The following is a 22,377-nucleotide window of genomic DNA, read 5'->3' as shown; positions in this document are numbered from 1 at the left end:
CAAAGCCACGGGCACAATGTCCGGGTCTCATGTTCGCGCGGAAGGGGGTGCCAGGGGTGACCTGGCAAGACGAGCTGCAGAAGCTCGACAACGAACTCGCCTCTGGTCGGATCTCGGCCGATGACTACCGTCGGCGCCGGGACGAGGTCCTCTCCGGGTCAGCAGGGAGTGGCCCGGCGGCGGGGCCGCCACAGCAACAAGGTGCTCCCTTCGCTCCCCCGTTCAAGTGGCAGGCCCAGCAGCCTGCGACGCCGACGTCGGACGCCACTCAGGTGGTGAACGTCCAGAACCAGGCTCCGTCCAATCCGGACGCCACCCAGGTCGTCACGCCCAACCAGCAGCAACAGCACCGTGCGCAGGATGCGGAGCGGACGCAGTTCGTCGCGCCCATCGCACCGCCGGCCGGTCAGGGTGGCTGGGGTCCGCCCCAGCAGCAGCAACAGGTTGCCCCGCCGCCGTGGGTCGGCGGTGATTTCGACCAGATCAACCAGCCTGGTGGCTGGAGCCACGGCCCCGAGGTCTTCGACGAGAGCGGAGGCGGCAAGGGCAAGATCATCGGCATCGTGCTCGTCGTGCTCGTGGTCCTCGGTCTCGGTTTCGGCGCGTACTGGGTGTGGGGCCGCAACGTGGCGGATCCCAACTCCAACCTGGGCAGCGGAGCGCCGACCCCCACCAGCACGAAGCCCAGCCCGCCACCGGACCCCGCGCAGGTCGGCAAGATGGCCGGCGATCCGAAGCAGCAGACGGACATCACCACCTTCGAGCAGATCGAGAAGCTCACCCCGCCGTACCTCACGCCGAACGAGATGGAGGTCTACAAGACCGCCGGCGGCGCGAGGACCAAGCTCTTCCACGCATCTCCCGCCCAGGGCTCGACCACCACGGTCATGATCGTCTCGGCCACCGAGGAGACGACGGCGTCCCAGTGCGCGGTCGACCTGAAGAACGTCCAGGTCACCAACGGCATGGAAGCGGTCACCACGGACGTGCCGGACAAGGTCAACGTCACGCAGGTTCCGCCGAAGGACGGCAACCCGGCCCGCATCCGCGGGCACTACGCGAGCAAGAAGTACATCGTGCGCGTCGACGTGACGGGTGCGAGCGTCACCGAGGCGATGACCATCTTCAAGGAAGCGATCGACGCTCAGCTCAAGGCGATGCCCACTGATGCCTGAGGTCACCGCCTGCACGGTGGTGGCGCAGAACTACCTGCCCGCCGCCAGAGTTCTCGCCCGTTCCTACCTCCAGCACCACCCCGGTCACCAGTTCGTCATCCTCGTCATCGACGCGCCGTGGAGCAGCGTCGGCGACGAGGGCGGCGTGCGCGTGGTCGGTCCGGCCACCGCGGGCATCGACGAGCTCGACTACCTGCGGATGGCCACCGCCTACTCGGTCACCGAGCTCGCGACCGCGGTGAAGCCGTACCTGTTGCGACAGCTGCGCAAGACGTCCGACGTGGTCATGTACATCGACCCGGACATCAAGGTGTTCGCGCCGATGCCGGAGCTCGCCGAGCTCGCGATGGAGCACGGCATCGTGCTCACACCGCACTTCCTGGAGCCGTTGCCGCGGGACGGCAAGGAGCCCAGCGAAGCAGTCATCATGGGCACCGGCATCTTCAACCTGGGCTTCGTCGCGACGGGTCCGGGTTCGGAGCCGTTCCTCGACTTCTGGGCCGAACGCCTGCGCCACGACGCGATCGTCGCGCCGGAACGCCAGCTGTTCACGGACCAGCGCTGGGTCGACCAGGTGCCGGCGTTGTTCCGCAACCACGTGCTGCGCGACCCCGGCTTCAACGTCGCGTACTGGAACCTGCACGAGCGCAAGGTCGCCAAGCAGGGCGACACGTACCTCGTCGACGGCACCCCGTTGCGGTTCTTCCACTTCAGCGGTTACCGGCCGGAGCACCCCTGGCTGCTGACGTACCACTGCCAGCGCAGGCCGCGCATCCTGCTGTCGGAGAACGCCGATCTCAAGGCGCTCTGCGACAACTACGGAACCGCGTTGCAGGCCAACGGATACGCCGAGACGCTCGACGCGATCCCGTACGGCTTCAACAAGATGGCGGACGGCTCGAAGCTCAGCCCGACCATGCGCCGGATGTACCGCGACGCGTGGATCAAGGCAGAGGTCGAGCACGAGCGGATCACCAAGCACGACACGGAGATTCCGCCGCACGCGTTCGGAGCGGACGGTGGCCACGCCTTCCGCGAGTGGCTGACGTCGCCCTCGACGCCGGGTCAGGCCGCGGCCGGGCTCAGCCGCATGACGATGGCCGTCTACGAGGCGCGCACCGACCTCCAGCTCGCCTTCCCGGACGTGCTCGGCGCGGACGCGGCCCACTTCCGGGCCTGGTGCCGTGCCTCGGGAATCTCCGAGGGCATGCTCCCGTCGTGGGGCCTGCCGGGTGAGCCTGAGCCGGTCCGCGAGCCCGTCGACGAGCTCGGCGTGAACATGCTCGGCTACCTGACCGCGGAGCTCGGGCTCGGCGAGATGGGCCGGATCGTGCACGACGCGATCGAGCTGTCCGGCGTGCCTGTCGTGTCCGTTGTGGAGGATCGGCTTCTCTCCAACCGCACGAACGTCGACCACAAGGGCACCACGGGCGAGCCGAAGTTCCCGGTGAGCCTGCTCGCCGTGAACGCGGACCAGACGAAGGCCGTGCTGGGCAACCACCCCGGGGTCGGCCACCACCGGTACCGCATCGGCCTGTGGGCGTGGGAGCTCGAGGACTTCCCCGAGTGGCTGCACTCCGCCTTCGCGCTGGTCGACGAGGTGTGGACGGTCAGCGACTTCTGCCGCGACGCGATCGCCAAGCACGCCACGGTCCCGGTCAAGACCATCCCGGTGCCGGTGCGCGACCCCGGCGAGCCCGGCCCGGCGCCGACCGGTCCCGTGCAGTTCCTCTTCGCGTTCGACTTCAACAGCATCGGGCAGCGCAAGAACCCGTGGGGGGCGGTCACCGCGTTCCAGCAGGCGTTCGAGGGCCGCGACGACGTCAAGCTGGTCATCAAGGCGATCAACGGCAAGCTGCACCCGCTCAGCGCGGAACGGCTGCGCGTGCTCGCGGCGGACGACCCGCGGATCGAGCTGCTGGAGCGCTACCTGACCGTGCAGGAGCTGCACGACCTGTACGCGAACAGCACCGCCTACATCTCGTTGCACCGCAGCGAGGGCTTCGGTCTCACCGTGGCCGAGGCGATGGCCCGCGCGCTGCCGGTGATCTCCACGGACTACTCGAGCACCACAGAGTTCTTCGACGCCACCGTCGGCTGGCCGATCCCGTACGAGCTGACCGAGGTCGGCAAGGGCAACTACCCGTACCACGAGACCGCGGTGTGGGCGGATCCCGACCTGGACGCCGCCGCACGGGCCATGCGGGAGATCGCCGACGACCCGGCAGAGGCACGCCGCCGTGGCCTGGCCGCGCGGGAGTACATCCTGCGCACCAGGTCGATGGAGACCGCCGCGAAGTGGATGCGCGAGCAGCTCACCAGCGCGTACGAGAGCTGGCGCGAACAGCCCTTCGGCACCACCGCCACGACGTCCGCACCCGGCATCGGCGACCCGCTGAAGCCGTTGCGCGACTCGAAGCAGGCCTTGCTGTGGCAACCGGAAGCGGGCGCGCCGTCACGGCTGCCCGGCGCCCCGGCGATGCGGCGGGCCGTGCTGCGCGTGATCGACCACTACGACGTGCACCAGCGCAAGGTCATGGGCACGCTCATCGGCGGGGTCGAGGACACCGCCGCGCAGATGCTCGGCCGCGTCGGCAGCCTCGAGGTCACCAACGCGAAGCTGCTGGCCCGTCTGGAGGAGATGGAGCGCTCGTTCGAGAAGCGGCTCGACGAGGTGACCAAGAACGTCGCCCAGAGCGTCGCCACGAGCCACGAGCGCAGCGAACGGCTGGAGCGGACGTCCGAGACGGTCCGCGAGGACGTCGCAGGCGTCCGGCAGGCCATTGACTCGGTGCGCGACCAACTCGCCGAGGCCGACCAGCGCAACCACGACATGTTCGCGGAGCGCGACATCCGGGTCGACCAGGACGAACGCACTCTGCAGCAGGTGACGCGCGACGTCGCTGCGGTGCACGCGGCGGCCAGGCTGAACCACACGCCGGTGCCGGACGGTGCCGAGGTCGTGCTGTGCGACGCGGGCCCGTTGCTGCTGCCCAAGGACGACGTGGTGCTGCCCTGGATCGCCTACCACCGCTCGTGGGAGGTCAGCGAGGCCGACCTGATGGCCGAACTGATCGGCGAGGGCGCGTTCCTCGACATCGGCGCGCACGTCGGCTACCACACGCTGCGGCTCCTGCAGCGCACGCGGACGCCGATCACCGCGGTCGCGATCGAGGCGAACCCGGTCAACGCCGAGTACATGCAGCGCAACGTCGACACCGTGCTCCCCGCACCGGTCGCCGGCCGGGTCACCGTGCTGCCGATCGCCGCGTGGGACTCGGACACCGAGGTCGTGCTCGTGCAGGAGGAGGAGTTCAACAGCGGCGACCACCGCGTGCACACCTCCGACGAGGGCGTGAAGGGCGTCGTGGTGCCCGCGGTGCGGCTGGATGGCCGTCCCGAGGTCACCTCGCAGCGGATCAGCCTCGTGAAGGTCGACCTGCAGGGCCGCGACCACCGGGCTCTGGCCGGACTCTCGTCGGTGCTCGAACGCGACAGGCCGCACGTGGTGTGCGAGTTCTGCCCCGGCGCGATCGCCGAACTGGGCGACGACGCGGCGGACGTGCTCGCCACGTACCGGAAGTTCGGCTTCCAGCTCGTGCCGGTCGACGACGACGGCCCGGTCGAGGGCGAGCGCTCAGATGAGGAGCTCATCACGATGGCCGACGCGGCGGACTCGGGGTTCATCACCCTCTGGCTTCGCCCTATGTGATGGTGCACCGGCTCGTGTCTGTTAAGAACGCGAGTCGGTGCCACTTGCAACCGCCTCCGAGTGCTACACGTCTACTACGGGTGTAGGTCACCACTCGGAGGCGACACATGTGGATCACAGTGACATTAGTCACATTGGGCGGTTTGGCGTTCCTGACGCGAACCGTAATGGCCCTCCTGGCCGTTTCCCCCAACAAGGACGCCAGTGATTACCCTAAGCCACAAACGTCCACCAATTGAGATACTCGTTCGGACTACGGCTTACGGACGAACGTTGACTTACCGTACGATCCTTTCGGGTCGTATGACTGAACGGTCACCCGAAGGGGACCTCACAGGGGTAGGTGCGCCATGGACCACGCACTGAGCAAGGTCATCGAGCTGCGCGAGAGCGGTTTTCAGTTCCTCCACCTGAGGGACGACGCCGGGCAGCTCGACCGCATCATGGCGTTCAAGCAGCGCAGAGGCTTCATCGACTCGATCCTGTTCTGGTCGGAGACAGAGGCGCGCGCGGGACGTCTGCCCGCGGTCCGCGACTCGGCCCGGCCCGCCCAAGCCGTGTGGATCTACGAAGGTCCCCTGTGCGAGGCCGTGGACAGGTTGCTGGACCTGCCGGAGCCCGGTGCGCGCAACGCCCCGACGTTGATGAAGGCGACCGCCTCCGATCTGGCGGTTGTCACCACGCTGCCCTTCAAGTTGAAGCTTCCACCGGGCGCGATCGCCTAGCCCGTTAGTTCTTTTCGAAGTCGCCGCGCTTGACGGCGCCGACAAACGCAGACCAATTGCCGGACTGGATGACAAATCCTGTCCGGTTCTTGGCGTCTCGCACCAGCGCCTTTGAGCCGTTCAGCGCAATCTCAACGCAGTTGCCGTTGCCGCCGTTGTTTCTGCGGCTGCTCTTACAGCGTGCTCGATGTAGAGGACTTGAGGGTCTCCTGGGTACGGGAACTCCAGCAATGTGAACGGCCCGTCGTGCAGGCCCGCCATGTCCAATACGACCTGAATCGTGACGTTGGGTAGCAGGCCGATCTTGTTGATGTGCGACAACTGCTCGCGGTCTGCGTGCCGAAGAGCGGATTCGGCGATGATCGCGTGGTACTGCTTCCACCAGCCCTTCTCCCTCGCGCGCTCCCACAGCTCGATGTACGGCGCCTCTTCGTCGCCGATGACGCCGTACACGTCGAGCATCGCCCGCAACGCGTGAATGTCCGGCAGCTGACCGTTCTCGATGCGGCTGATCTTCGGCACGTTGTAGTCGATCCGCGTCCGACTTCCTGGCGCGGACCGAAACGAAAGCGGGCACGTTCGCGATCACGGTGTGGCGGGAGGAAGTCCGCGTTTGCACGGTTGGCATGGAGTGGCGTCCCACCAACGGATGAAGAAGTTCCCTCGCCTGAGTTACGCAGCTTGATGTAGAGGGGTCAAATGCGAAACTTTCGCGCCCATGAACCTCAGGAAGACCGTCACCGGGGCCGCTGTCGCCCTCGGCAGCACCGCCGTCATGCTCGGCCTGGGTGGTATCGCGCACGCTGACACCGTGGACGCCACCGCGCACACGCAGCCCGACATCGGCGGTCAGCTGGGCGACATCGCGACTGCGGGCGACCTCGCGAAGGTCGACACCTCGGACGTGGCAGGCAAGATCCAGGCCGTCAACGCCCAGGACGCGGACGTCACCGCGATCGTGGAGAACATCGACGCCGGCGGCAACGGTGTTCCCGCCGCGACGCTGCTCGGCCTCAACGAGCCCCAGGGCCCGTGGAACGGCCTCGCGCACGTCGACATCTGATCCAACCAGTACTTCCTGGCCGGGGCGGCGCCCGATTCCCTCCCCCTCGAATCGGGCGCCGTTCCACTTTTTTCACCGAACTTCGGAGCGAAACGCCTTGAGCATCAAGAAGATCGTCGCGTCCGCCGGTATCGCCGCAGGTGCCCTCGCCGCCATGGCGGGTACGGCCAGTGCGTCCGCGTTGCCGGTTCCCCAGCTGCCCCAGGTCGACCCGATCGAGAAGGTCAGCGAACTGGGCGAGGGCGCGGGCCTCTCCACGCTGCACAACGTCGGTGGCAACGTGGAGATGATCCACGACGGCACCAACGTCATCGGCGGCTAGCGACCGGCCGCGTAGCCCTGTGCGCCGCGTGGATTCGCACCGGCGCGCAGGAGTCCGCCAGTAGTGGATTCCGCGGAGTCCCTTGCCACGGCCGACATCCGGCCCAGGGTCCACTCACCGGCGTCCACTACCTGGTGGCCCTTGCGCCGCAACGCTTCCAGGGTGTCGGCGCCGACCCGGGACTCGATGACCAGCTCGCCTGGCGTCCAGGCGCGCGGGTAGAACGAGCTCGGGAACGCGTTCGAGTGCCACATCGGCGAGTCGATCGCCTCCTGCAGGTTCAGGCCCGCCATGTGCGCGAGCCAGAAGCCGAGCTGCCACTGGTCCTGCTGGTCGCCGCCGGGCGTGCCGAACGCCAGGGCAGCGGTTCCGTCCCGCAGCGCCATCGACGGCGACAGCGTGGTCCGCGGGCGCTTGCCGGGAGCCAGCGAGTTCGGCAAACCCTTGTCCAGCCAGAACATCTGGGCGCGGCTGCCCAGGCAGAAGCCGAGCGACGGGATCGTCGGCGACGACTGCAGCCAGCCGCCGGACGGGGTCGCGGAGACCATGTTGCCCCAGCGGTCCACGACGTCGACGTGCACCGTGTCGCCGCGCGTGACGCCGGAGCGGGCCACCGTCGGTTCACCGATGGCGCCGGTCGGGTCGGACACGAGCACCGACGGGCCGCTCAGGATGTGCTTCGGCAGCAACGGTTCCCGTCCGTCGGGCGAACCGGGGCGCAACTCGAAGGAAGCCTCGTCGCCGATCAGCGCACGACGCTCCGAAGCGTAGGAACGCGACAGCAACGTCTCCAGCGGCACGTCCGGAGCGTCGCCGTACCAGGCCTCGCGGTCGGCGAAGGCCAGCTTGGCGGCCTCGACGGCCAGGTGGACGGTCTCCGCGGCAGGCTTCCCGTCCACATAGGACAGGTCGTAGCCCTCCAGCAGGCGGAGCTGTTGCGCCAGCACGGGTCCCTGGGTCCACGCACCAGCCTTCACCAGCGTCCACGAGCCGAACTCCGTGAGCACGGCGTCTTCGTACGACGCCTCCCACGACGCCATGTCCGCACCGGTCAGCACACCGGCGTGGGCGCGGCCGGAGTCGTCGCGGAACTCGGCACGGCAGAACTCGTCGATCTGCGCGGCCACGAACCCCTGCGACCAGGCCCGGCGCGCGGCCTCGATCTGCGCCTCGCGGTCGGCGCCGGCGGCCTCGGCGGCAGCGAGCAGCCATTCCCAGGTGTCGGCGAGCTTCGGGTTCCGGAACCGCCCACCCGCAGACGGCAGCACGCCACCGGGCATCCACTGCGCGGCAGACGTGGGCCAGTGGTCGCGGAAGAGGTCCGAGACCATCGAGATCGTGTGCACCGCACGTTCGACGAGCGGGAAGCCGTCGCGCGCGTAGCCGATCGCGCGGTCCAACACATCACGCAACGACTTGGTGCCGTAGTCACGCAGAAGAGTGAGCCACCCGTCCCAGGCACCGGGCACGGTCGCGGCCAGCAGCCCGCTGCCGGGAACCAGTTCCAGGCCCAGCGAGGTGTAGTGGTCGATCGTCGCGCCGGCCGGAGCCACACCCTGTCCGCACAGGACGCGCGGCGCGGCACCAGCGGCCGCGAAGATGATCGGAACCTCGCCGCCAGGGCCGTTGAGGTGCGGTTCCACCACCTGCAACACGAACCCCGCGGTCACGGCGGCGTCGAACGCGTTGCCGCCGTCCTCCAGCACTGCCATGGCCGCCGCAGAGGCCAGCCAGTGGGTCGAAGCGACCATGCCGAATGTGCCGACGAGTTCAGGGCGCGTGGTGAACACGCCTCTAAAGGTATGCGACGCTAACTAAATTGCGTGACTCCGAGTGACGCACGCCCCACGCCCGAATGGAGTAGTCCAGCGCGCTCCAACGCGTCGGCGTCCAGGTGGTTGCGGGAGTCGACGACGGTGTGGCCGTCCATCAGTTCGGCGACGCGCACCCAGTCGAGCGTGCGGAACACCGGCCAGTCCGTCAGCAGCACCACGGCCTCGGCGCCCTTGACCGCCTGGTACGGGTCGTCGACCAGCAGCATTCCGGCGAGCGGCCCCGTCACCTCGGGGTCGAACGCGGTCAGCTCGGCACCTTCGAGCACCAGCTGCTCCGCGACGGCCAGCGCCGGCGAGTCGCGCAGGTCGTTCGTCCCCGCCTTGAACGCGAGTCCGAGCACGCCGATCCGCACACCGGCCAACGACCCTCCACACGCGACTCGGACCTTGTCCACGACCCGCATCTGCGCGCGGACGTTGGCCTCGATCGTCGAGCGGACCAGTCCGAAGTCGACCCCGGCCGCCTCGGCGATCTGCACCATCGCGTGCGTGTCCTTCGGCAGGCACGAGCCGCCCCAGCCCGGTCCCGGCTTCAGGAACGACTGCCCGATCCGCTTGTCGTACCCCATGCCCTCGGACACCGACTCGATGTCCGCGCCGAGCAGTTCGCACAGCTCAGCGACCGCGTTGACGTACGAGAGCTTCATCGCGAGGAAGCAGTTCGCGGCGTACTTGACCATCTCGGCCGAAGCCGCGTCCATCAACACCGTCGGCGCGCCGAGTTTGGCGAACAGCGCGGCGACCCGTTCCGCGGCGGAGGGAGAGTCCGAGCCCACCACGATCCGGTCCGGGTGCAGGAAGTCCCGCACGGCCGTGCCTTCGCGCAGGAACTCCGGGTTCGACACGACCGCCACGTCCTCACGGCCGAGCAGCGCGCGCACGCGTGCAGACGTACCGACCGGCACCGTCGACTTGGTGACGATGACCGTCCCGTACGGCAGCACCTCGGAGATCTCCGCAGCCACCGACTCGACAGCGCTCAGGTCGGCCGCACCGCCCACGCCCATCGGCGTCGGCAGGCACAGGAACACGACGTCGGCCTCGCGCACCGCGGCAGCGGCCCCCACCACGAACTCCAGCCGCCCAGCCGCCTGACCTTCGACGACGAGCTCGGCGAGTCCTGGTTCGAGGATGTCGACCTGCCCGGCCCGCAGCCGCGCGACCTTCAACGAGTCAACATCCGCGCAGACCACGCGGTGCCCCAGAGACGCGAGGCAGGCGCCCGTCGTCAACCCGACGTAACCGGTGCCCACTACGGCGATACGGCGCGCAAACATAAGGGTGACCCTGACATGCCGAGTTGAACGCCGTACGACTTTCGTCGTAGCTGACCGTGACAGATCTCCTACCAGAGGTCTACCGGCGCGGCCGATGTTTCGAACAGGCTCGAACGGCACAGTTCAGGGCATGGGAATTTTGACGATCGCGACGATCTTCATCGGCCTCGCGCTCCTGGCAGCGGTGCCGTTGGTGGCACTGCTCCACTGGACCGACCGTTGAGTTCGAGGTAACGAGCGTTAACCTCCTCGCGAGCAGTTCGCTTCGAGGAGGATGAAGGCATGGAGATCTCGGGTACCGCGGCCATCGTCACCGGTGGCGCGTCCGGTCTCGGCGGCGCGACCGCACGTGCGCTGGCGGCGCGTGGAGCGCAGGTGTTCGCGCTCGACCTGCCCAGCGCCATCGAGAAGGCCGACGCCGTCGAGAACGTCACCTACCTGGCCGCCGACGTGACCTCTGGCGAAGAGGTCCAGGCCGCCGTCGACACCGCGGCCGGCTCCGGCGCCCCGCTGCGCATCACGGTGAACTGCGCGGGCATCGGCCCGTCGACCAGGACCGTCGGCAAGACCGGCCCGCACGACCTCGACCTCTACCGCAAGGTCATCGAGGTCAACCTGATCGGCACCTTCAACGTCCTGCGCCTGGCCGCCGCCGCCATGGGCAAGACCGAGGAGCTCGAGCACGGCGCCCGCGGCGTCATCATCAACACCGCCTCGATCGCGGCGTTCGACGGCCAGATCGGCCAGGTCGCCTACGCCTCGTCCAAGGGCGGCGTCGTCGGCATGACCCTCCCGGCCGCCCGCGACCTGTCGAACGTCGGCATCCGCGTGCTGACCATCGCACCCGGCATCGTCGACACCCCGATGCTCGCCACGGTCTCCGACGAGTTCCGCGCGGGCCTCGCCGCCGGCATCCCGTTCCCGAAGCGCCTGGCCCAGCCCACCGAGTACGCGCAGCTCGCGGTCTCGCTGGTCGAGCACGACTACCTGAACGGCGAGGTCATCCGCATGGACGGCGCTCTTCGGATGGCACCGAGGTAAGAATCAGTTCCTCCAGACGGGTGTCGCCGATGTCCCGAGCGATGGCCAGCGCCTTCCGCTGCCACGCCAGGCCTTCGGCGCCCCGTCCGTGCACGTCGCCGATGTTGCTCATGGTGTTCGCCTCGCCCCACCGGTTGCCCAGCGCCCGAACCAGTTCCAACGCCAGGTGGAACTGCCGAAGTGCCTCTTCCGCGCGTCCGACGGTTCGCAGCAGGACGCCGAAGTTGTTGTGCGCCTGGGCCAAGAACGACGGCTCGTCGAGGTCGAACGTCAACGCCTGCTCGTAGCGCTCGATCGCTTCCTCGTGCCGGTCGAGCCTGGCGAGCATCATGGCGATGTTCAGCAATGCCTTCGCCTCGCCGGTCGCATCTCCGGTTCGTGCTGCGATCTCATGGGCCTGCTGGTGAAGCGCCAACGCGGTGGCGGGGTCGTCGAGCAGGTTGTGCGCGATGCCGAGCGTGCCGATCACCTGAACCTGGTCACCGGGCTCCACCGGCTGTAGTTGCTCCAGCAGCCGCACGGCATCCGGCACGCGGTGGGCGCGGATCATGCTCCTCGCCACGAGCAGCGCGGTTTCCACGTCAGGTGCGACGCTGTGCGCGATCTCGAAGACGTCCAGCCACGCCGCCTCCCGGCCACGCGCCCGCAGGTACCGCCACGTTTCCGCGGGAATGCGCCACGCGTGTGGCATCCCCTTCGTGGCAGCCGTGCGGGTCGCCTGCGCGAGCGCGGGCAGCTCCAGGTCGAACCAGGCCAGCGCAGCGGTCGCGGCCTGGTCCAGGTACCAGTCGTACAGCCTGGTCAACGCCTCGTCGTCGCCACCGAGCCCGATCGCGTAGGCACGCAGCAGGTCGTGGAACGTGTAGCGGCCCGGCAGCTGCTGCTCGACCAGGTGCACCTTGACCAGACGACGCAACAACGTCGCCGCCTCCTCCTCGGTGCATCCGAACAGTGCGGCGGCGGCAGGCACCGCGATGTCCGCGCCCGGCATGAGACCGAGCAACCGGAACGCCCTGCGCTCCACCTCGCCGAGCCTGGCGTACGAGTGGTCGAAGTGACTGGTCAGCACATCGTCGCCGAGCGCGGCGAGGTACTCGTCGACGCCGGCGTCGAGGTTCGCCGCGGCGATCCGCAACGCCAGCGGCAACCGCGCGCACGCCGCCACGAGCCGTGCACCCGCCACCTCGTCGACGTCGGCGAGGTCGCGCACCAGGTCCACCGCGTCGTGCTCGGGCAGCACGTCGAGCCGGATGCGGCGCGCACCGTCCAGCGCGACCAACCCGTCGAGGGTGTCCCTGCTGGTCACCAGGACCACGCTGCCCGGTGAACCCGGGACCAGGGGACGCACCTGGTCGGCAGCACCGGCGTTGTCCAGCACCACCAGCATCTTCTTGCCTGCGACCAGGCTGCGGTACAGGTTCGCCCGCGCCTCGGTGCTGGGCGGGATCTTCTCGGCGCCGAGGCCGCGCAACATCAGCTCCAGCGCCTCGTCGGGTTCGACCGGTTCGCGGGCGGAGTAGCCCTGGAGGTTGACGTAGAGCTGGCCGTCGGGAAACGGCTCGAGCCGCCGATGCGCCCACTGCAACGCCAGCGCGGTCTTGCCGACGCCGGCCGTGCCGGTGACAGTGACGATCATGACGGTGCCGCCGAGCGCCAGGTCGTCCAGGCGCTTCAGCTCGGCCTCCCTGCCGACGAACCCGGCGACCGCGGCGGGCAGCTGCGCGGGTACCGGAACATCCGGCGCGAGCAGGCGCTGGTGCAACCTCCTGATCTCGGCGCCTGGCTCGACGCCCAGCTCGGTGTCGAGCAACCGGTAGAAGCGCTGGTAGGCCTCAAGCGCTTCACCCAGCCGGCCCGCGTCGTGCAGCGCCTGCATGAGGTGGGCCCAGCGGCGTTCCCGCAACGGCTGGGCCGCGACCAGTTCACGCAGTCGCGTGACGTCACCGGTCAGCTCGTCCTCGGCGGCGTGCTTCTCCTCCAGCAGCAACACCGCGGCGTTGCGCACCACTTCCGACGAGATCCCCTCGAACGGATCACCGCGCCAAAACGTCACCGCCTCCGCGTGTCGGCCTGCGACGACGAGCGCACGGAACGCGGACAGGTCGAGCTCGTCTGCCTCGACGCGCAGCCGGTAGCGGCCCTGGTGGCGTTCGATCCGGTCCGGCAGCAGCCTGCTCAGGCCCCAGATGTAGGTGGAGACGTTGCCCGCGGCCGACTTCGGCGGGTCGTCCGCCCAGATCGCGTCGATCAGGCGTTCGCAGCTGACCCACTCGTTCGCCGACAGCACCAGCACCGCCAGCGTCGTGAGCTGCTTGCCTCCGCCGAGAGGCTCCCCGTGCAGCTCAACGGGACCGAGAACCCGCAGGAGCACGCACCTCAGCGTAGCTGGAAGTCGTTTGGAACGAACCTGGAACGACGCAGGCCAACCTCTCGGGTGTCCGAACGAACTCCCAGAGGGGGAAACATGAAGGCAGCAGTCGTGGCACTCGCCGCGTTGGCGACCGTGTTCACCGGTGCGGTCAGCGCACAGGCGGCGAGCATGGTCGAGTACGGCGTCGGCTGGGACGCGAAGGGCGAGTTCAGCACGCAGGCGTCGTGTTTGGCGCCGCAGACGAAGAAGGGCAACGCCACGCCGAAGATCTCCATGAGCGTCCGCAAGTACCCGCAGATCGAGTCGCCGACGTGCGGCAGCGTGACGGGCAACCACCCGTACGAGGCCGCGTGCTGGGTGATCGGCGAGTCGCACAAGGGCGACCAGCGGTGGCTCAGGATCCACAGCGACACGAGCCAGTGGGGTTACGTGCCGATGGCCAACCTCTACTCCAACAGCTTCCAGGCGTGCTAGAGGTCTCCCGCGTAGGGCAGACCTGACATGGCGTCCGAGGTCATCCACTCGCGCAGGCGGTGGGTGGCCCGGACGTCGTCCTCGTTGTACTCGAGGAGCCTTTGCCGCTGCTCGACGTCGAGCTCGTCACCGTTGAGCCCGACGGCGGACCGGTACCAGCGCATCGAGTTCTCGCCACCGGCCTCCGGGTCGCGCCACGAGAATCCCGCGACCGGCGCGATGATCTTCAGGCCCTTGCCGTGCGCGCACAGGAACTGCTCGCGGACGATCCCGAACAGGTCCACCCACGAGTCCGAGTTGATGAACTCCTTGATCTGGGCCACCGTCGGGATGCCTGGCTTGCCCGCGAACCGTTCCGCCGAGCCGAGCAGCCAGCGGTTCTCGGCCAGCTCGTTGTAGCAGTAGGCCTTGAACGACAGCCCGCGTGCCTTGGCGCGCAACCGGATTCCGGTCAGCCAGGTCCAGAACTCGGCGAACGAACGCGCCTCGTCGTCGCACGGCAGCGCGTCCCACGTGACGAACGCGCGATACCCGTGTTCCTCGTCGATGTCCTTTCCGGACAGCAGACAACCCCACATGTACGCACCGAGATCGCCGAAGCTCTCCATGTCGACGTCGACCTCGACGTCCGCGCGCGGCACCTTCATCTCAGGCACCCGCCGCACCAGCGTGAGATCCCGCAGCCACGCCCGCGCCAGCACCACGGCGTCGCCGAACGGCATGCCCACCAGCTGGATCGGCCCGTCGCCGGTGGGATCCAGCTCGGCCAGCTGGTCCACAGTGGACAGCCCGGCCTTCCGCAGCGCCACGGCGTCCTCGCCGCGCACGACGAGGCTGACGTCCCGCCCCTGCTTGAGATCGTTGTCGCAAGTAGGCCACCACGGGCACGTCTTGCAGTCCACGATCCGCGACGGCCGGGCCAGCGGGTCCCGCTGGTTCGCGGCCGCCAGCGCAACCGCGAGCCGATCGGAGAACCTGGCGTCGTACTCGCCCAGCGCGTTGCGGCCGCCCGGCCACGTCGGCGCCTCCAGGTCGTGCCACAGCACCACGTCGGCGTCCATGCCGATCACGCCACCGGTGGCCCGCCCGTGTGCCGCGTACCCGGCCGCCTGCAGCTGCCGTTGGGCATGAGCCAGCCTGAGCTGATCCCTGGGCTGCGGCCGAACCTTGCGATGCGGATCAGTCCGGCTGCCACCGGGCAACGGCATGGTCAACGGGCTCGTGCGAGCGCCCTGGCCGGGATCGGTGATCTTGTGTCGCACCACGAGCACCGGCACGTACCCGGTCGAGTCCTTGACCAGCAGGTCGATGCCGCCCCGCCGGCCACCACGAGGATCACGCGGCAGCGCGGCACCCCAGATGTACTGGGCACCCATCTGCATGGCCGCGAGCGTCACGCGTTCGCGGTCGGCACTGCGCACATCCGGCCCGTTCGGCACCTCGAAGAGGTTCGAGCCGGCAATCCGCCCGAGCGCGTCCGCCACCGCCCTGCGATGGTTCGTCGCGTCCGCTTTCCGTTGTTCCGAAGCCGGATCCGGCGCCGCCTTGGGAGCGTCGCGCATCTCCGGATCGTTTTCGAGGTGCACCCGCCGCCGACAACGAGTGACCACGCCGGCGTCTAGCTGCACCTGGGAAGTCACAGGATGCAGGGTATGTCGCGCGTCGACCTGATGTGTCGGCAACCTGGGCAGTAAGTTTCACCTGACGGAGGAGGTGTACCCGAATGGCGCGCAAAACCGGCCATCTGATCACGCCCAAGAGGGCCAAGAACCTGGTCGGAGTGGCAAAGGTGATCGCCCCGGCCCTCATTCCGGTCCTCGCCCCGGCGATCGTCAGAGGCGCCGGCGTGCTGAGCGAGCAGTACGACCGCTATCGCGCGCGCCGCCTGGGCATCGACGTCGCGGACATCGGCAAGTACTCCGGCTACGGCGCTCGTCTGCACGCACGAATCGTCGGTTTTTCCGACTCGATGGAGCCTTTGCGCGCTTCCGACTCGGCTTGGGTTTCGAAGACCGAAGCCCGGCTCGCCCAACTGCTGGCCGCCGTGCGCGCTTCCGAACGCATGCCGACGGCCCGGCGCAAAGCCGCGCACCGGGCCGTCGGAACTGATCTGGACGTGCTGGAGCAGGAGCTGCTCAGGCGTTTGAACGTGCGCTGACGTCCGGGGTCTTCCCGGTCACCTCGGCCACTGCCTTGACCGCCGCTTCCTCGACCACCTGGCCGGGGTCGAGGTGCGCGGTGACCTCTTCCATCACCTCGGCCACGCGCTCCTCACGCTTGATCATCGGATCCGAGCGGAGATCACGGGCCAGCGACACGCACAGCCCGACCATCACGACCATGAACGGCAGCGCCGCGATGATCGTGAGGTTCTGCAGCCCTGTCAGCGCGTTCGACCCGCCGACCAGCAACATCACCGCGGCGACCGCGCCGGTCAGCACACCCCAGAAGATCACCACGGGCTTCTTGGGCTGGATCGACCCCTGCTGCGAGAGCGTTCCCATCACGATCGAGGCCGCATCCGCACCGGACACGAAGAAGATCGCCACCAGCAGCATCACCACGACCCCGGCCACGGCGGCCAACGGGAACTGGTCCAGCAACGAGAAGAGCTGGGACTCCGGTGTGGACTGTCCGGCGAGATCAACCCCGGACCGCTGCTCGAAGATCGCCGTCCCGCCCAGGATCGCGAACCACACCAGCGACACCGCGGACGGCACCAGGATCACCCCGGCCACGAACTGCTTGATCGTCCGCCCACGCGAGATCCGCGCGATGAACATGCCGACGAACGGCGTCCACGAGATCCACCAAGCCCAGTAGAAGATCGTCCACCCGGACAACCAGGTCTCGGTCGCGTCCCCGCCAGAAGCAGCAGTCCGACCGGCCATCGAAGCCAGCTCGCGGAAGTAGTCGCCCAGAGCCGTCGGCAGCAGGTTCAGGATGAACACGGTCGGGCCGACCACGAACAAGAACAGCGCCAGCACCACGGCGAGCACCATGTTGATGTTCGACAGCCACTGGATGCCCTTCGCGACACCCGAGACGGCGGACGCGACGAACGCCACGGTCAGCACGGCGATGATCGCGACGAGAACACCCTTGCCGACCTCGCCGGCCCATCCGGCGGCCTCCAGCCCGGAGCCGATCTGCAGGGCACCGAGTCCCAGCGAGGCAGCCGACCCGAACAGCGTCGCGAAGATCGCCATCACGTCGATCGCACGCCCCCACCCGGACGAGGCTCGACGCCCCAGCAACGGCGCGAAAGCCGAGCTGATCAGCGAAGATCGCCCACGCCGGAAGCTGCTGTAGGCGATGGCGATGCCCACGATGGCGTAGATCGCCCACGGATGCAGCGTCCAGTGGAACAACGTCGTGGCCATCGCGGTCTCGAGCGGATCGCCGTCGGTACCCGGCGGCGGCTTCACGAAGTGGGTCAACGGCTCGTTCACGCCGTAGAACATCAGCCCGATGCCCATGCCGGCGCTGAACATCATCGCGACCCACGAGACGGTCTTGAACTCGGGTTTCTCGTCGTCACGGCCGAGCGGGATCTTGCCGTAACGGCTGAACGCGAGCCACAGGGCGAAGACGACGAACCCCGAGGCCGAGATCACGAACGCCCATCCCAGATGCTGGATGATCCAGCCGAGCGCGGTCTTCGACACCGAGGCGAGCGAGTCGGTTCCGACAATTCCCCAGATCACGAACGCAAGCGTGAGACCTGCGGCAACGCCGAACACGACCCTGTCGGTGCGGCCCGGCTGGTCGCATTGGTTGTGCATGCGGCCCTAGATACCCACTCATAGACCGGGGGAAACTCCTCCGATTACCCTCACCGACGTGAGCACACGGTCGAGTGAGTTCCGCACCCTGCGTGGTGCCGCACTTGCGCTGACCTCTGCAACGCTCACGATCGCCGCACACGGACTGGGCGGCGGCGAGCTGTCGGAGTTCATCCACGCGTTGCCGCTGGTCGTGCTGATCGCGTTCGCGGCCGCGTCACTCGCGGACAAGCGGACCGGGAAGCTCTCGGTCATCGTGGGCCTCGGCACGGCCCAGCTGGCTCAGCACCTGCTGCTGACCTGGGTGAACCACGAACACACCTACACGCTCACCGGGCAGATGTTCGTGGCGCACCTCGTCGCCGCGACGCTGACCGGCATCCTCCTGTTCCACGCGGAGAACGCCCTGTTCAGGCTGTTCGCCGCGGTCACGCGCCTGATCCCCCGCAGGCTCACTCCGCTGCCGGTCACCGCGCCGGCGCGGACGTTCACCAGCACGCCGTACGTCCAGAACGCGCACTACCTGGACGTCTCGCGGGCAAATCGGCGGCGCGGCCCGCCCTGTGACTCCTGATCATCCGTATCCCCCGGCAGACCCCTTGGCAATCAGGAGCCACAACTTCATGTCGACAAATCGATTTGGCGTGCGCACGCTCGCCGTTCTCGCCGTTGCCGGAATCGCCGTCCTCGGCACCCCGACCATCGCATCGGCGCACGTCAGCGCCCAGCCGGCCGAGTTCACCCAGGGCGGCCGCGCCACGTTCGCGTTCCGGGTCCCGAACGAGCGGGACAACGCAGGCACCACCAAGATCGAGGTGACGCTGCCGCAGGACACCCCGCTGACGTCGGTGCGCACCAAGCCGCTGGCCGGCTGGAAGGCCGAGGCGGTCAAGGCCAAGCTCGACAAGCCGGTGACCATCGCGGGCAAGGAGGTCACCGAGGCGTTCAAGACGATCACCTGGACCGCCGAGCCCGGTGTGAAGATCGGGATCAACGAGTACCAGGAGTTCTTCGTCGCGCTCGGCACCCTGCCAGAGGGCAAGGACAAGCTCGAGCTGCCGACCAAGCAGACCTACGAGAACGGCGAGGTCGTCGACTGGTCGCAGGCCACCGGCGCCGACGGCAAGGAGCCGGAGCACCCGGCCCCCGCGCTGAAGCTGGCCCCGAAGAAGGCCACCGAGGACGACCACGGCGGCCACGGCACGACCCAGGCCGCTGACAGCCACGCCGACACGCACGAGGCGTCGGCTGCCGGTTCCGACAAGACCGCCCGCTACCTCGGTGGCGCTGGTCTGGCCGTCGGCGCGCTCGGCCTGGGCTTCGGTGTCGGCGCGATCCTGCGGTCGAGGCGCAAGGCATGAAGCGCGCACTAGTCGCGTTCCTGTTCGCTGGTGCGGCCGTGCTCGCCACGGCCGCTCCCGCGGCGGCGCACAACGCACTGATCAGCAGCGACCCGAAGGACAAGACCTCGCTGGAGGTCGGTCCGTCGACGGTCACGCTGACGTTCGACCAGGACGTGCAGGGCGGCCAGGGCATCAACGCGATCACGGTGATCGACTCGAGCGGCGGCCACTACGAGGTCGCCGGCGACCCGACGATCAAGGACACCGCGGTCAGCCAGAAGATCGACGCGCTCGGCAAGGCAGGGCAGTACAAGATCGGTTACCGCATCCTGTCCGCGGACGGCCACCCCGTCTCCGGTGAGCTGACGTTCACGCTCACGAAGGACGGCACCGGCACGCCTCGCCAGGTCGCGGCCGAGAACGCCCCCGACAGCGGCTCGAGCGACGGCCTGCCCATCTGGGTGTGGATCGTCGGCGCCGTGGTGCTGCTCGGTGGCGGCGTGTTCTTCGCCCTGCGCGGTGGCGGGGACGCGAAGGCATGAGCACCGTCCGGACCGCCGTCCCCTCCCACTACCGCGTGCTCGCCGGGCTCGTCCTCGGCGCTTTCGCGGGCATCGCGCTCGGCCTCGTGCTGGCACCACCTGTCGTGGTCGCCGGGGTCGTGGACGCCGGGGCGGCGGTCCGGTACGGCCTTCCGGTCACGCGGGTGCTGCTCGACATCTCGGCGACGATCGTCGTCGGGCTGTCGATCCTGCCGAAGCTGCTCGGCTTCGACCGGCCCACGCACACCGAACCGGTCATGAAGCTCGCCCGGCCGGCCGCGGTCATCGCCGCCGCCGTCTGGGTGATCACGGCGCTGCTGGCGATCGTGCTGCAGGCCGCCGAGCTGCGGCCGGGCAGCAACGTCAGCATCGCCAACGCCATCGACTACATCGCGAACGTCGGCGCGGGCAAGGGTCTCCTGTTCAGCGCGGCCTGCGCGTTCGTCTATCTGATCATCGGCGTGATGGCGGTGCGCAGCGGCGAGTCCATACCCGCTGAGCTGCGGATTCTCATCTCGATGTTCGGGCTGCTGCCGATCCCGGTGACCGGGCACGCCTCCAACTGGAAGTACCACGACTACTCGATGGTCTCCATGGAGCTGCACGTGCTGGGCGCCGCGGCCTGGGCGGGCGGGCTCGGCGCGTTGATGGCACTGGTCGCCTACCGCAAGGGACTGCTGGCGGTCGCGCTGCCGAAGTTCTCGAAGGTCGCGACCATCAGCCTGATCGTCGTCGCGGTGACGGGCCTGTTCAACGGACTGCTGGAGCTGGTCCTCAACCCCGTCGTGCCGTTCCCGCAGTCGCTGGTCACGACCGGCTACGGCTTGTTGCTCATCGGCAAGGCGCTGTGTGCCGGAGCGATCGCACTGCTCGGCGCGCACATCCGGTGGCGGTTGCTGCCGAAGATCTCCCAGCACAAGGTCACCGCGATCGTGCAGTGGGCCGTGCTGGAGGTGACCATCATGGGTGTCGCGTTCGGCCTCGCGGTGGTGCTCAGCCGCGCACCCGTCAGCTGAACCCCGTCGCCACGCGGACCAGGTCGGCAACTGCACGCGACCTGCTGTGCGGTGGCCACGCGATCACCGTCGTCACCCTCGGCGCGTCCACCACGGGTATCGCGACCAGGCCTTCGAGCAGACCCGCGCGGACGACTTCCGGCATGACCGCGACCGCACGGCCGAGCGAGATCATCTGGAACAGCTGCGTCAGGTTGTGCACTTCCACGCCGGGGCCGGGAAGGTACGTGCCGTCGGGCTCCGGCCAGCGCGCGAGCTCCGGCAGGTCGATGACGTCGGCCATCCTCAGCTGTCCAGCGCCGGCCAGTGGGTGCGAACTGGACAGGACCGCGAACTGACTCTCGCTGTACAGGGTCTCGACGTCGAGTCCGGCGGTCGAGTCGAACGGCTCGTGCAGGAGCGCCACGTCGGCACGACCGTCGAGCAGCGGTTTCGAGGTGTGGGCCTCGCACAGCAGCAGGTCGACGGCGACCGCACCCGGTTCGGCGGCGTAGGCGTCGAGCAGCTTTGCCAGCAGCTCGCTGGAACCACCCGCCTTGGCGGCCAGCACCAGCGACGGCCGGTCGACGGTCCGCGTGCGCCTCTCCGCCGCGGCGACCGCGCCGAGGATCGCCCTCCCCTCGCCCAGCAGCACCGCGCCCGCGTCGGTGAGCGAGACCTTGCGACTGGTCCGCGCGAACAGCTGGACGCCGAGCCGGTGTTCGAGCTGGGCGATCGTCCTGGACAGCGGCGGCTGCGCGATGCCGAGACGTTCGGCGGCCCGGCCGAAGTGCAGCTCTTCCGCGAGGGCGACGAAGTACCGGAGCTCTCTGGTCTCCACGTCGTTCACGTTATCCATACCTGCCGGGTATCGCTGCGCCACCGAAGTGATGTTGGTCTTCAGAGCCCGCAAGACCACGATCAATTGCATGAACGAACAGACGATTGCGCTGGTCACCGGCGCGAACAAGGGCATCGGCTACGAGATCACGGCAGGGCTCGGCATGACCGTCGGAGTCGGCGCGAGGGACCTGCAGAAGGGCGAGGAAGCCGCCGAGAAGCTCCGGGCGAACGGCGTCGACGCGTTCGCCGTGCCGTTGGACGTCACCGACGACGAGAGCGTCCAGGCGGCAGTGGCGCTGTTCGAGGAACGGTTCGGCCGCCTCGATGTGCTGGTCAACAACGCGGCGATCGCCGGAGTGTGGCCCGCGGCGCCGTCCGCCGCCACACCGGAAAGCCTGCGCGAGGTGCTGGAGACCAACGTGATCGGCGTCCTCCGGGTCACCAACGCGATGCTGCCGCTGCTGGCCCGTTCCGCCCGGCCGCGGATCGTGAACCAGTCGAGCCACCTCGCGTCACTGACGCTGCAGACCACGCCAGGAGCGGAGTTCGGCGAGGCCAACGGGACCTACACGCCGTCGAAGACGTTCCTGAACGCGCTCACCGTCCAGTACGCCAAGGAACTCACGAACATCAAGGTCAACGCGGCTTGCCCCGGTTACGTGGCGACCGATCTCAACGGCTTCCAGGGGAGGGACACACCTGCGGAGGGAGCCAGGATCGCGATCAGGCTGGCGACTCTGCCCGACGACGGTCCGACCGGAGGCCTGTTCGACCACAGCGGACCGGTGCCCTGGTGATTGTTCAACGTGAAACATCCGCATGATCTCCGACCGCACTCGGTGAGTGGTCCGATCAGCGCGACGAGCTGCCCACG

Annotated in this window: 21 protein-coding genes; 13 read left to right on the top strand and 8 right to left on the bottom strand. The window is 68.5% G+C overall.

The features are described 5' to 3' along the window. Positions 1-56 precede the first annotated feature (56 nt). The 3 genes from UK23_RS19860 to UK23_RS19850 all read left to right on the top strand — a co-directional run bounded on the left by UK23_RS19860 (position 57) and on the right by UK23_RS19850 (position 5,612). Positions 57-1,175 carry a hypothetical protein gene (locus UK23_RS19860; protein ID WP_045313057.1) on the top strand — a complete coding sequence of 373 codons (1,119 nt, stop codon included), beginning with the start codon at positions 57-59 and terminating at the stop codon, positions 1,173-1,175. Beyond that, positions 1,168-4,887 carry an FkbM family methyltransferase gene (locus UK23_RS50385; protein ID WP_082114805.1) on the top strand — a complete coding sequence of 1,240 codons (3,720 nt, stop codon included), beginning with the start codon at positions 1,168-1,170 and terminating at the stop codon, positions 4,885-4,887. The genes UK23_RS19860 and UK23_RS50385 overlap by 8 nt, the downstream gene beginning before the upstream one ends. A 350-nt stretch (positions 4,888-5,237) precedes the next feature. After that, positions 5,238-5,612, top strand: coding sequence for a hypothetical protein (locus tag UK23_RS19850; protein ID WP_045313056.1), 375 nt, complete (start codon positions 5,238-5,240; stop codon positions 5,610-5,612). A 4-nt stretch (positions 5,613-5,616) separates the two neighbouring features. On the opposite strand, the gene UK23_RS53840 is transcribed toward UK23_RS19850, so the two are convergent. Both UK23_RS53840 and UK23_RS53835 read right to left on the bottom strand, forming a co-directional pair. Next, the gene (locus UK23_RS53840) at positions 5,617-5,736 is read right to left on the bottom strand and encodes a hypothetical protein (RefSeq protein WP_231114585.1); all 120 of its coding nucleotides are present in this window, start codon (positions 5,734-5,736) and stop codon (positions 5,617-5,619) included. After that, a complete protein-coding gene (locus UK23_RS53835; RefSeq protein WP_045313055.1) occupies positions 5,733-6,134 on the bottom strand; it encodes a Scr1 family TA system antitoxin-like transcriptional regulator in 402 nt (133 codons plus the stop codon). Before UK23_RS53835 ends, UK23_RS53840 begins: the two co-directional genes overlap by 4 nt. Before the next feature lie 196 nt (positions 6,135-6,330). Between UK23_RS53835 and UK23_RS19840 the strand changes: the two genes are divergently transcribed. Next, complete coding sequence (locus UK23_RS19840) at positions 6,331-6,675, top strand: hypothetical protein (protein ID WP_045313054.1); 345 nt, start codon at positions 6,331-6,333, stop codon at positions 6,673-6,675. 97 nt (positions 6,676-6,772) lie between these two features. Beyond that, positions 6,773-6,997 (top strand): hypothetical protein, encoded by a 225-nt coding sequence (locus tag UK23_RS19835; protein ID WP_045313053.1) that lies wholly within the window; start codon positions 6,773-6,775, stop codon positions 6,995-6,997. On the opposite strand, the gene UK23_RS19830 is transcribed toward UK23_RS19835, so the two are convergent. Beyond that, positions 6,994-8,787 carry a gamma-glutamyltransferase family protein gene (locus tag UK23_RS19830; RefSeq protein WP_045313052.1) on the bottom strand — a complete coding sequence of 598 codons (1,794 nt, stop codon included), beginning with the start codon at positions 8,785-8,787 and terminating at the stop codon, positions 6,994-6,996. The genes UK23_RS19835 and UK23_RS19830 overlap by 4 nt on opposite strands. A gap of 20 nt (positions 8,788-8,807) precedes the next feature. After that, a complete protein-coding gene (locus tag UK23_RS19825) occupies positions 8,808-10,109 on the bottom strand; it encodes a UDP-glucose dehydrogenase family protein (protein WP_045313051.1) in 1,302 nt (433 codons plus the stop codon). Between the two features lie 282 nt (positions 10,110-10,391). Between UK23_RS19825 and UK23_RS19820 the strand changes: the two genes are divergently transcribed. Next, on the top strand, positions 10,392-11,150 hold the full coding sequence (locus UK23_RS19820; RefSeq protein ID WP_045313050.1) for an SDR family NAD(P)-dependent oxidoreductase: 759 nt from the start codon (positions 10,392-10,394) through the stop codon (positions 11,148-11,150). Here UK23_RS19820 and UK23_RS51725 read toward each other — a convergent pair. Then, positions 11,110-13,521 carry an AfsR/SARP family transcriptional regulator gene (locus UK23_RS51725; RefSeq protein ID WP_052684825.1) on the bottom strand — a complete coding sequence of 804 codons (2,412 nt, stop codon included), beginning with the start codon at positions 13,519-13,521 and terminating at the stop codon, positions 11,110-11,112. The genes UK23_RS19820 and UK23_RS51725 overlap by 41 nt on opposite strands. A 93-nt stretch (positions 13,522-13,614) precedes the next feature. Here UK23_RS51725 and UK23_RS52730 point away from each other — a divergent pair, with 93 nt between their 5' ends. Next, positions 13,615-13,995: a hypothetical protein gene (locus UK23_RS52730; RefSeq protein WP_052684824.1), complete on the top strand. Its 381-nt coding sequence runs from the start codon at positions 13,615-13,617 to the stop codon at positions 13,993-13,995. Here the strand turns inward: UK23_RS52730 and UK23_RS19810 are convergent. After that, a complete protein-coding gene (locus tag UK23_RS19810) occupies positions 13,992-15,635 on the bottom strand; it encodes a TM0106 family RecB-like putative nuclease (RefSeq protein ID WP_045313049.1) in 1,644 nt (547 codons plus the stop codon). The genes UK23_RS52730 and UK23_RS19810 overlap by 4 nt on opposite strands. A gap of 83 nt (positions 15,636-15,718) precedes the next feature. On the opposite strand from UK23_RS19810, the gene UK23_RS19805 reads away from it, so the two are divergent. Continuing rightward, complete coding sequence (locus UK23_RS19805; protein WP_045313048.1) at positions 15,719-16,153, top strand: DUF6474 family protein; 435 nt, start codon at positions 15,719-15,721, stop codon at positions 16,151-16,153. On the opposite strand, the gene UK23_RS19800 is transcribed toward UK23_RS19805, so the two are convergent. Next, a complete protein-coding gene (locus UK23_RS19800) occupies positions 16,131-17,780 on the bottom strand; it encodes a BCCT family transporter (RefSeq protein WP_082114800.1) in 1,650 nt (549 codons plus the stop codon). The genes UK23_RS19805 and UK23_RS19800 overlap by 23 nt on opposite strands. A gap of 58 nt (positions 17,781-17,838) precedes the next feature. Between UK23_RS19800 and UK23_RS19795 the strand changes: the two genes are divergently transcribed. The 4 genes from UK23_RS19795 (at position 17,839) to UK23_RS19780 (ending at position 20,681) form a co-directional block, all read left to right on the top strand. Next, entirely contained in the window at positions 17,839-18,354 is a 516-nt protein-coding gene (locus UK23_RS19795; protein WP_052684823.1) for a hypothetical protein, read from the top strand. Between the two features lie 70 nt (positions 18,355-18,424). After that, positions 18,425-19,141 carry a YcnI family protein gene (locus UK23_RS19790; protein WP_330770164.1) on the top strand — a complete coding sequence of 239 codons (717 nt, stop codon included), beginning with the start codon at positions 18,425-18,427 and terminating at the stop codon, positions 19,139-19,141. Further along, entirely contained in the window at positions 19,138-19,665 is a 528-nt protein-coding gene (locus UK23_RS19785) for a copper resistance CopC family protein (RefSeq protein ID WP_045313046.1), read from the top strand. Before UK23_RS19790 ends, UK23_RS19785 begins: the two co-directional genes overlap by 4 nt. Further along, positions 19,662-20,681: a copper resistance D family protein gene (locus UK23_RS19780; protein WP_045313045.1), complete on the top strand. Its 1,020-nt coding sequence runs from the start codon at positions 19,662-19,664 to the stop codon at positions 20,679-20,681. The genes UK23_RS19785 and UK23_RS19780 overlap by 4 nt, the downstream gene beginning before the upstream one ends. Here UK23_RS19780 and UK23_RS19775 read toward each other — a convergent pair. Beyond that, a complete protein-coding gene (locus UK23_RS19775) occupies positions 20,674-21,501 on the bottom strand; it encodes a LysR family transcriptional regulator (protein ID WP_045313066.1) in 828 nt (275 codons plus the stop codon). The genes UK23_RS19780 and UK23_RS19775 overlap by 8 nt on opposite strands. An 88-nt stretch (positions 21,502-21,589) precedes the next feature. Between UK23_RS19775 and UK23_RS19770 the strand changes: the two genes are divergently transcribed. Next, positions 21,590-22,300, top strand: coding sequence for an SDR family oxidoreductase (locus tag UK23_RS19770; RefSeq protein ID WP_045313065.1), 711 nt, complete (start codon positions 21,590-21,592; stop codon positions 22,298-22,300). Positions 22,301-22,377 lie beyond the last annotated feature (77 nt).

This window comes from Lentzea aerocolonigenes (assembly GCF_000955955.1).
Lineage (GTDB): Bacteria > Actinomycetota > Actinomycetes > Mycobacteriales > Pseudonocardiaceae > Lentzea > Lentzea aerocolonigenes_A.
This window is presented reverse-complemented; position numbering and strand designations above follow the sequence as displayed.

Coding starts and splice junctions, on each gene's coding strand:
- UK23_RS19805 (WP_045313048.1), top strand. CDS start 15,719: ATGGCGCGCAAAACCGGCCATCTGATCACGCCCAAGAGGGCCAAGAAC.
- UK23_RS19800 (WP_082114800.1), bottom strand. CDS start 17,780: ATGCACAACCAATGCGACCAGCCGGGCCGCACCGACAGGGTCGTGTTC.
- UK23_RS19840 (WP_045313054.1), top strand. CDS start 6,331: ATGAACCTCAGGAAGACCGTCACCGGGGCCGCTGTCGCCCTCGGCAGC.
- UK23_RS19785 (WP_045313046.1), top strand. CDS start 19,138: ATGAAGCGCGCACTAGTCGCGTTCCTGTTCGCTGGTGCGGCCGTGCTC.
- UK23_RS52730 (WP_052684824.1), top strand. CDS start 13,615: ATGAAGGCAGCAGTCGTGGCACTCGCCGCGTTGGCGACCGTGTTCACC.
- UK23_RS19825 (WP_045313051.1), bottom strand. CDS start 10,109: ATGTTTGCGCGCCGTATCGCCGTAGTGGGCACCGGTTACGTCGGGTTG.
- UK23_RS19850 (WP_045313056.1), top strand. CDS start 5,238: ATGGACCACGCACTGAGCAAGGTCATCGAGCTGCGCGAGAGCGGTTTT.
- UK23_RS19780 (WP_045313045.1), top strand. CDS start 19,662: ATGAGCACCGTCCGGACCGCCGTCCCCTCCCACTACCGCGTGCTCGCC.
- UK23_RS50385 (WP_082114805.1), top strand. CDS start 1,168: ATGCCTGAGGTCACCGCCTGCACGGTGGTGGCGCAGAACTACCTGCCC.
- UK23_RS19820 (WP_045313050.1), top strand. CDS start 10,392: ATGGAGATCTCGGGTACCGCGGCCATCGTCACCGGTGGCGCGTCCGGT.
- UK23_RS19770 (WP_045313065.1), top strand. CDS start 21,590: ATGAACGAACAGACGATTGCGCTGGTCACCGGCGCGAACAAGGGCATC.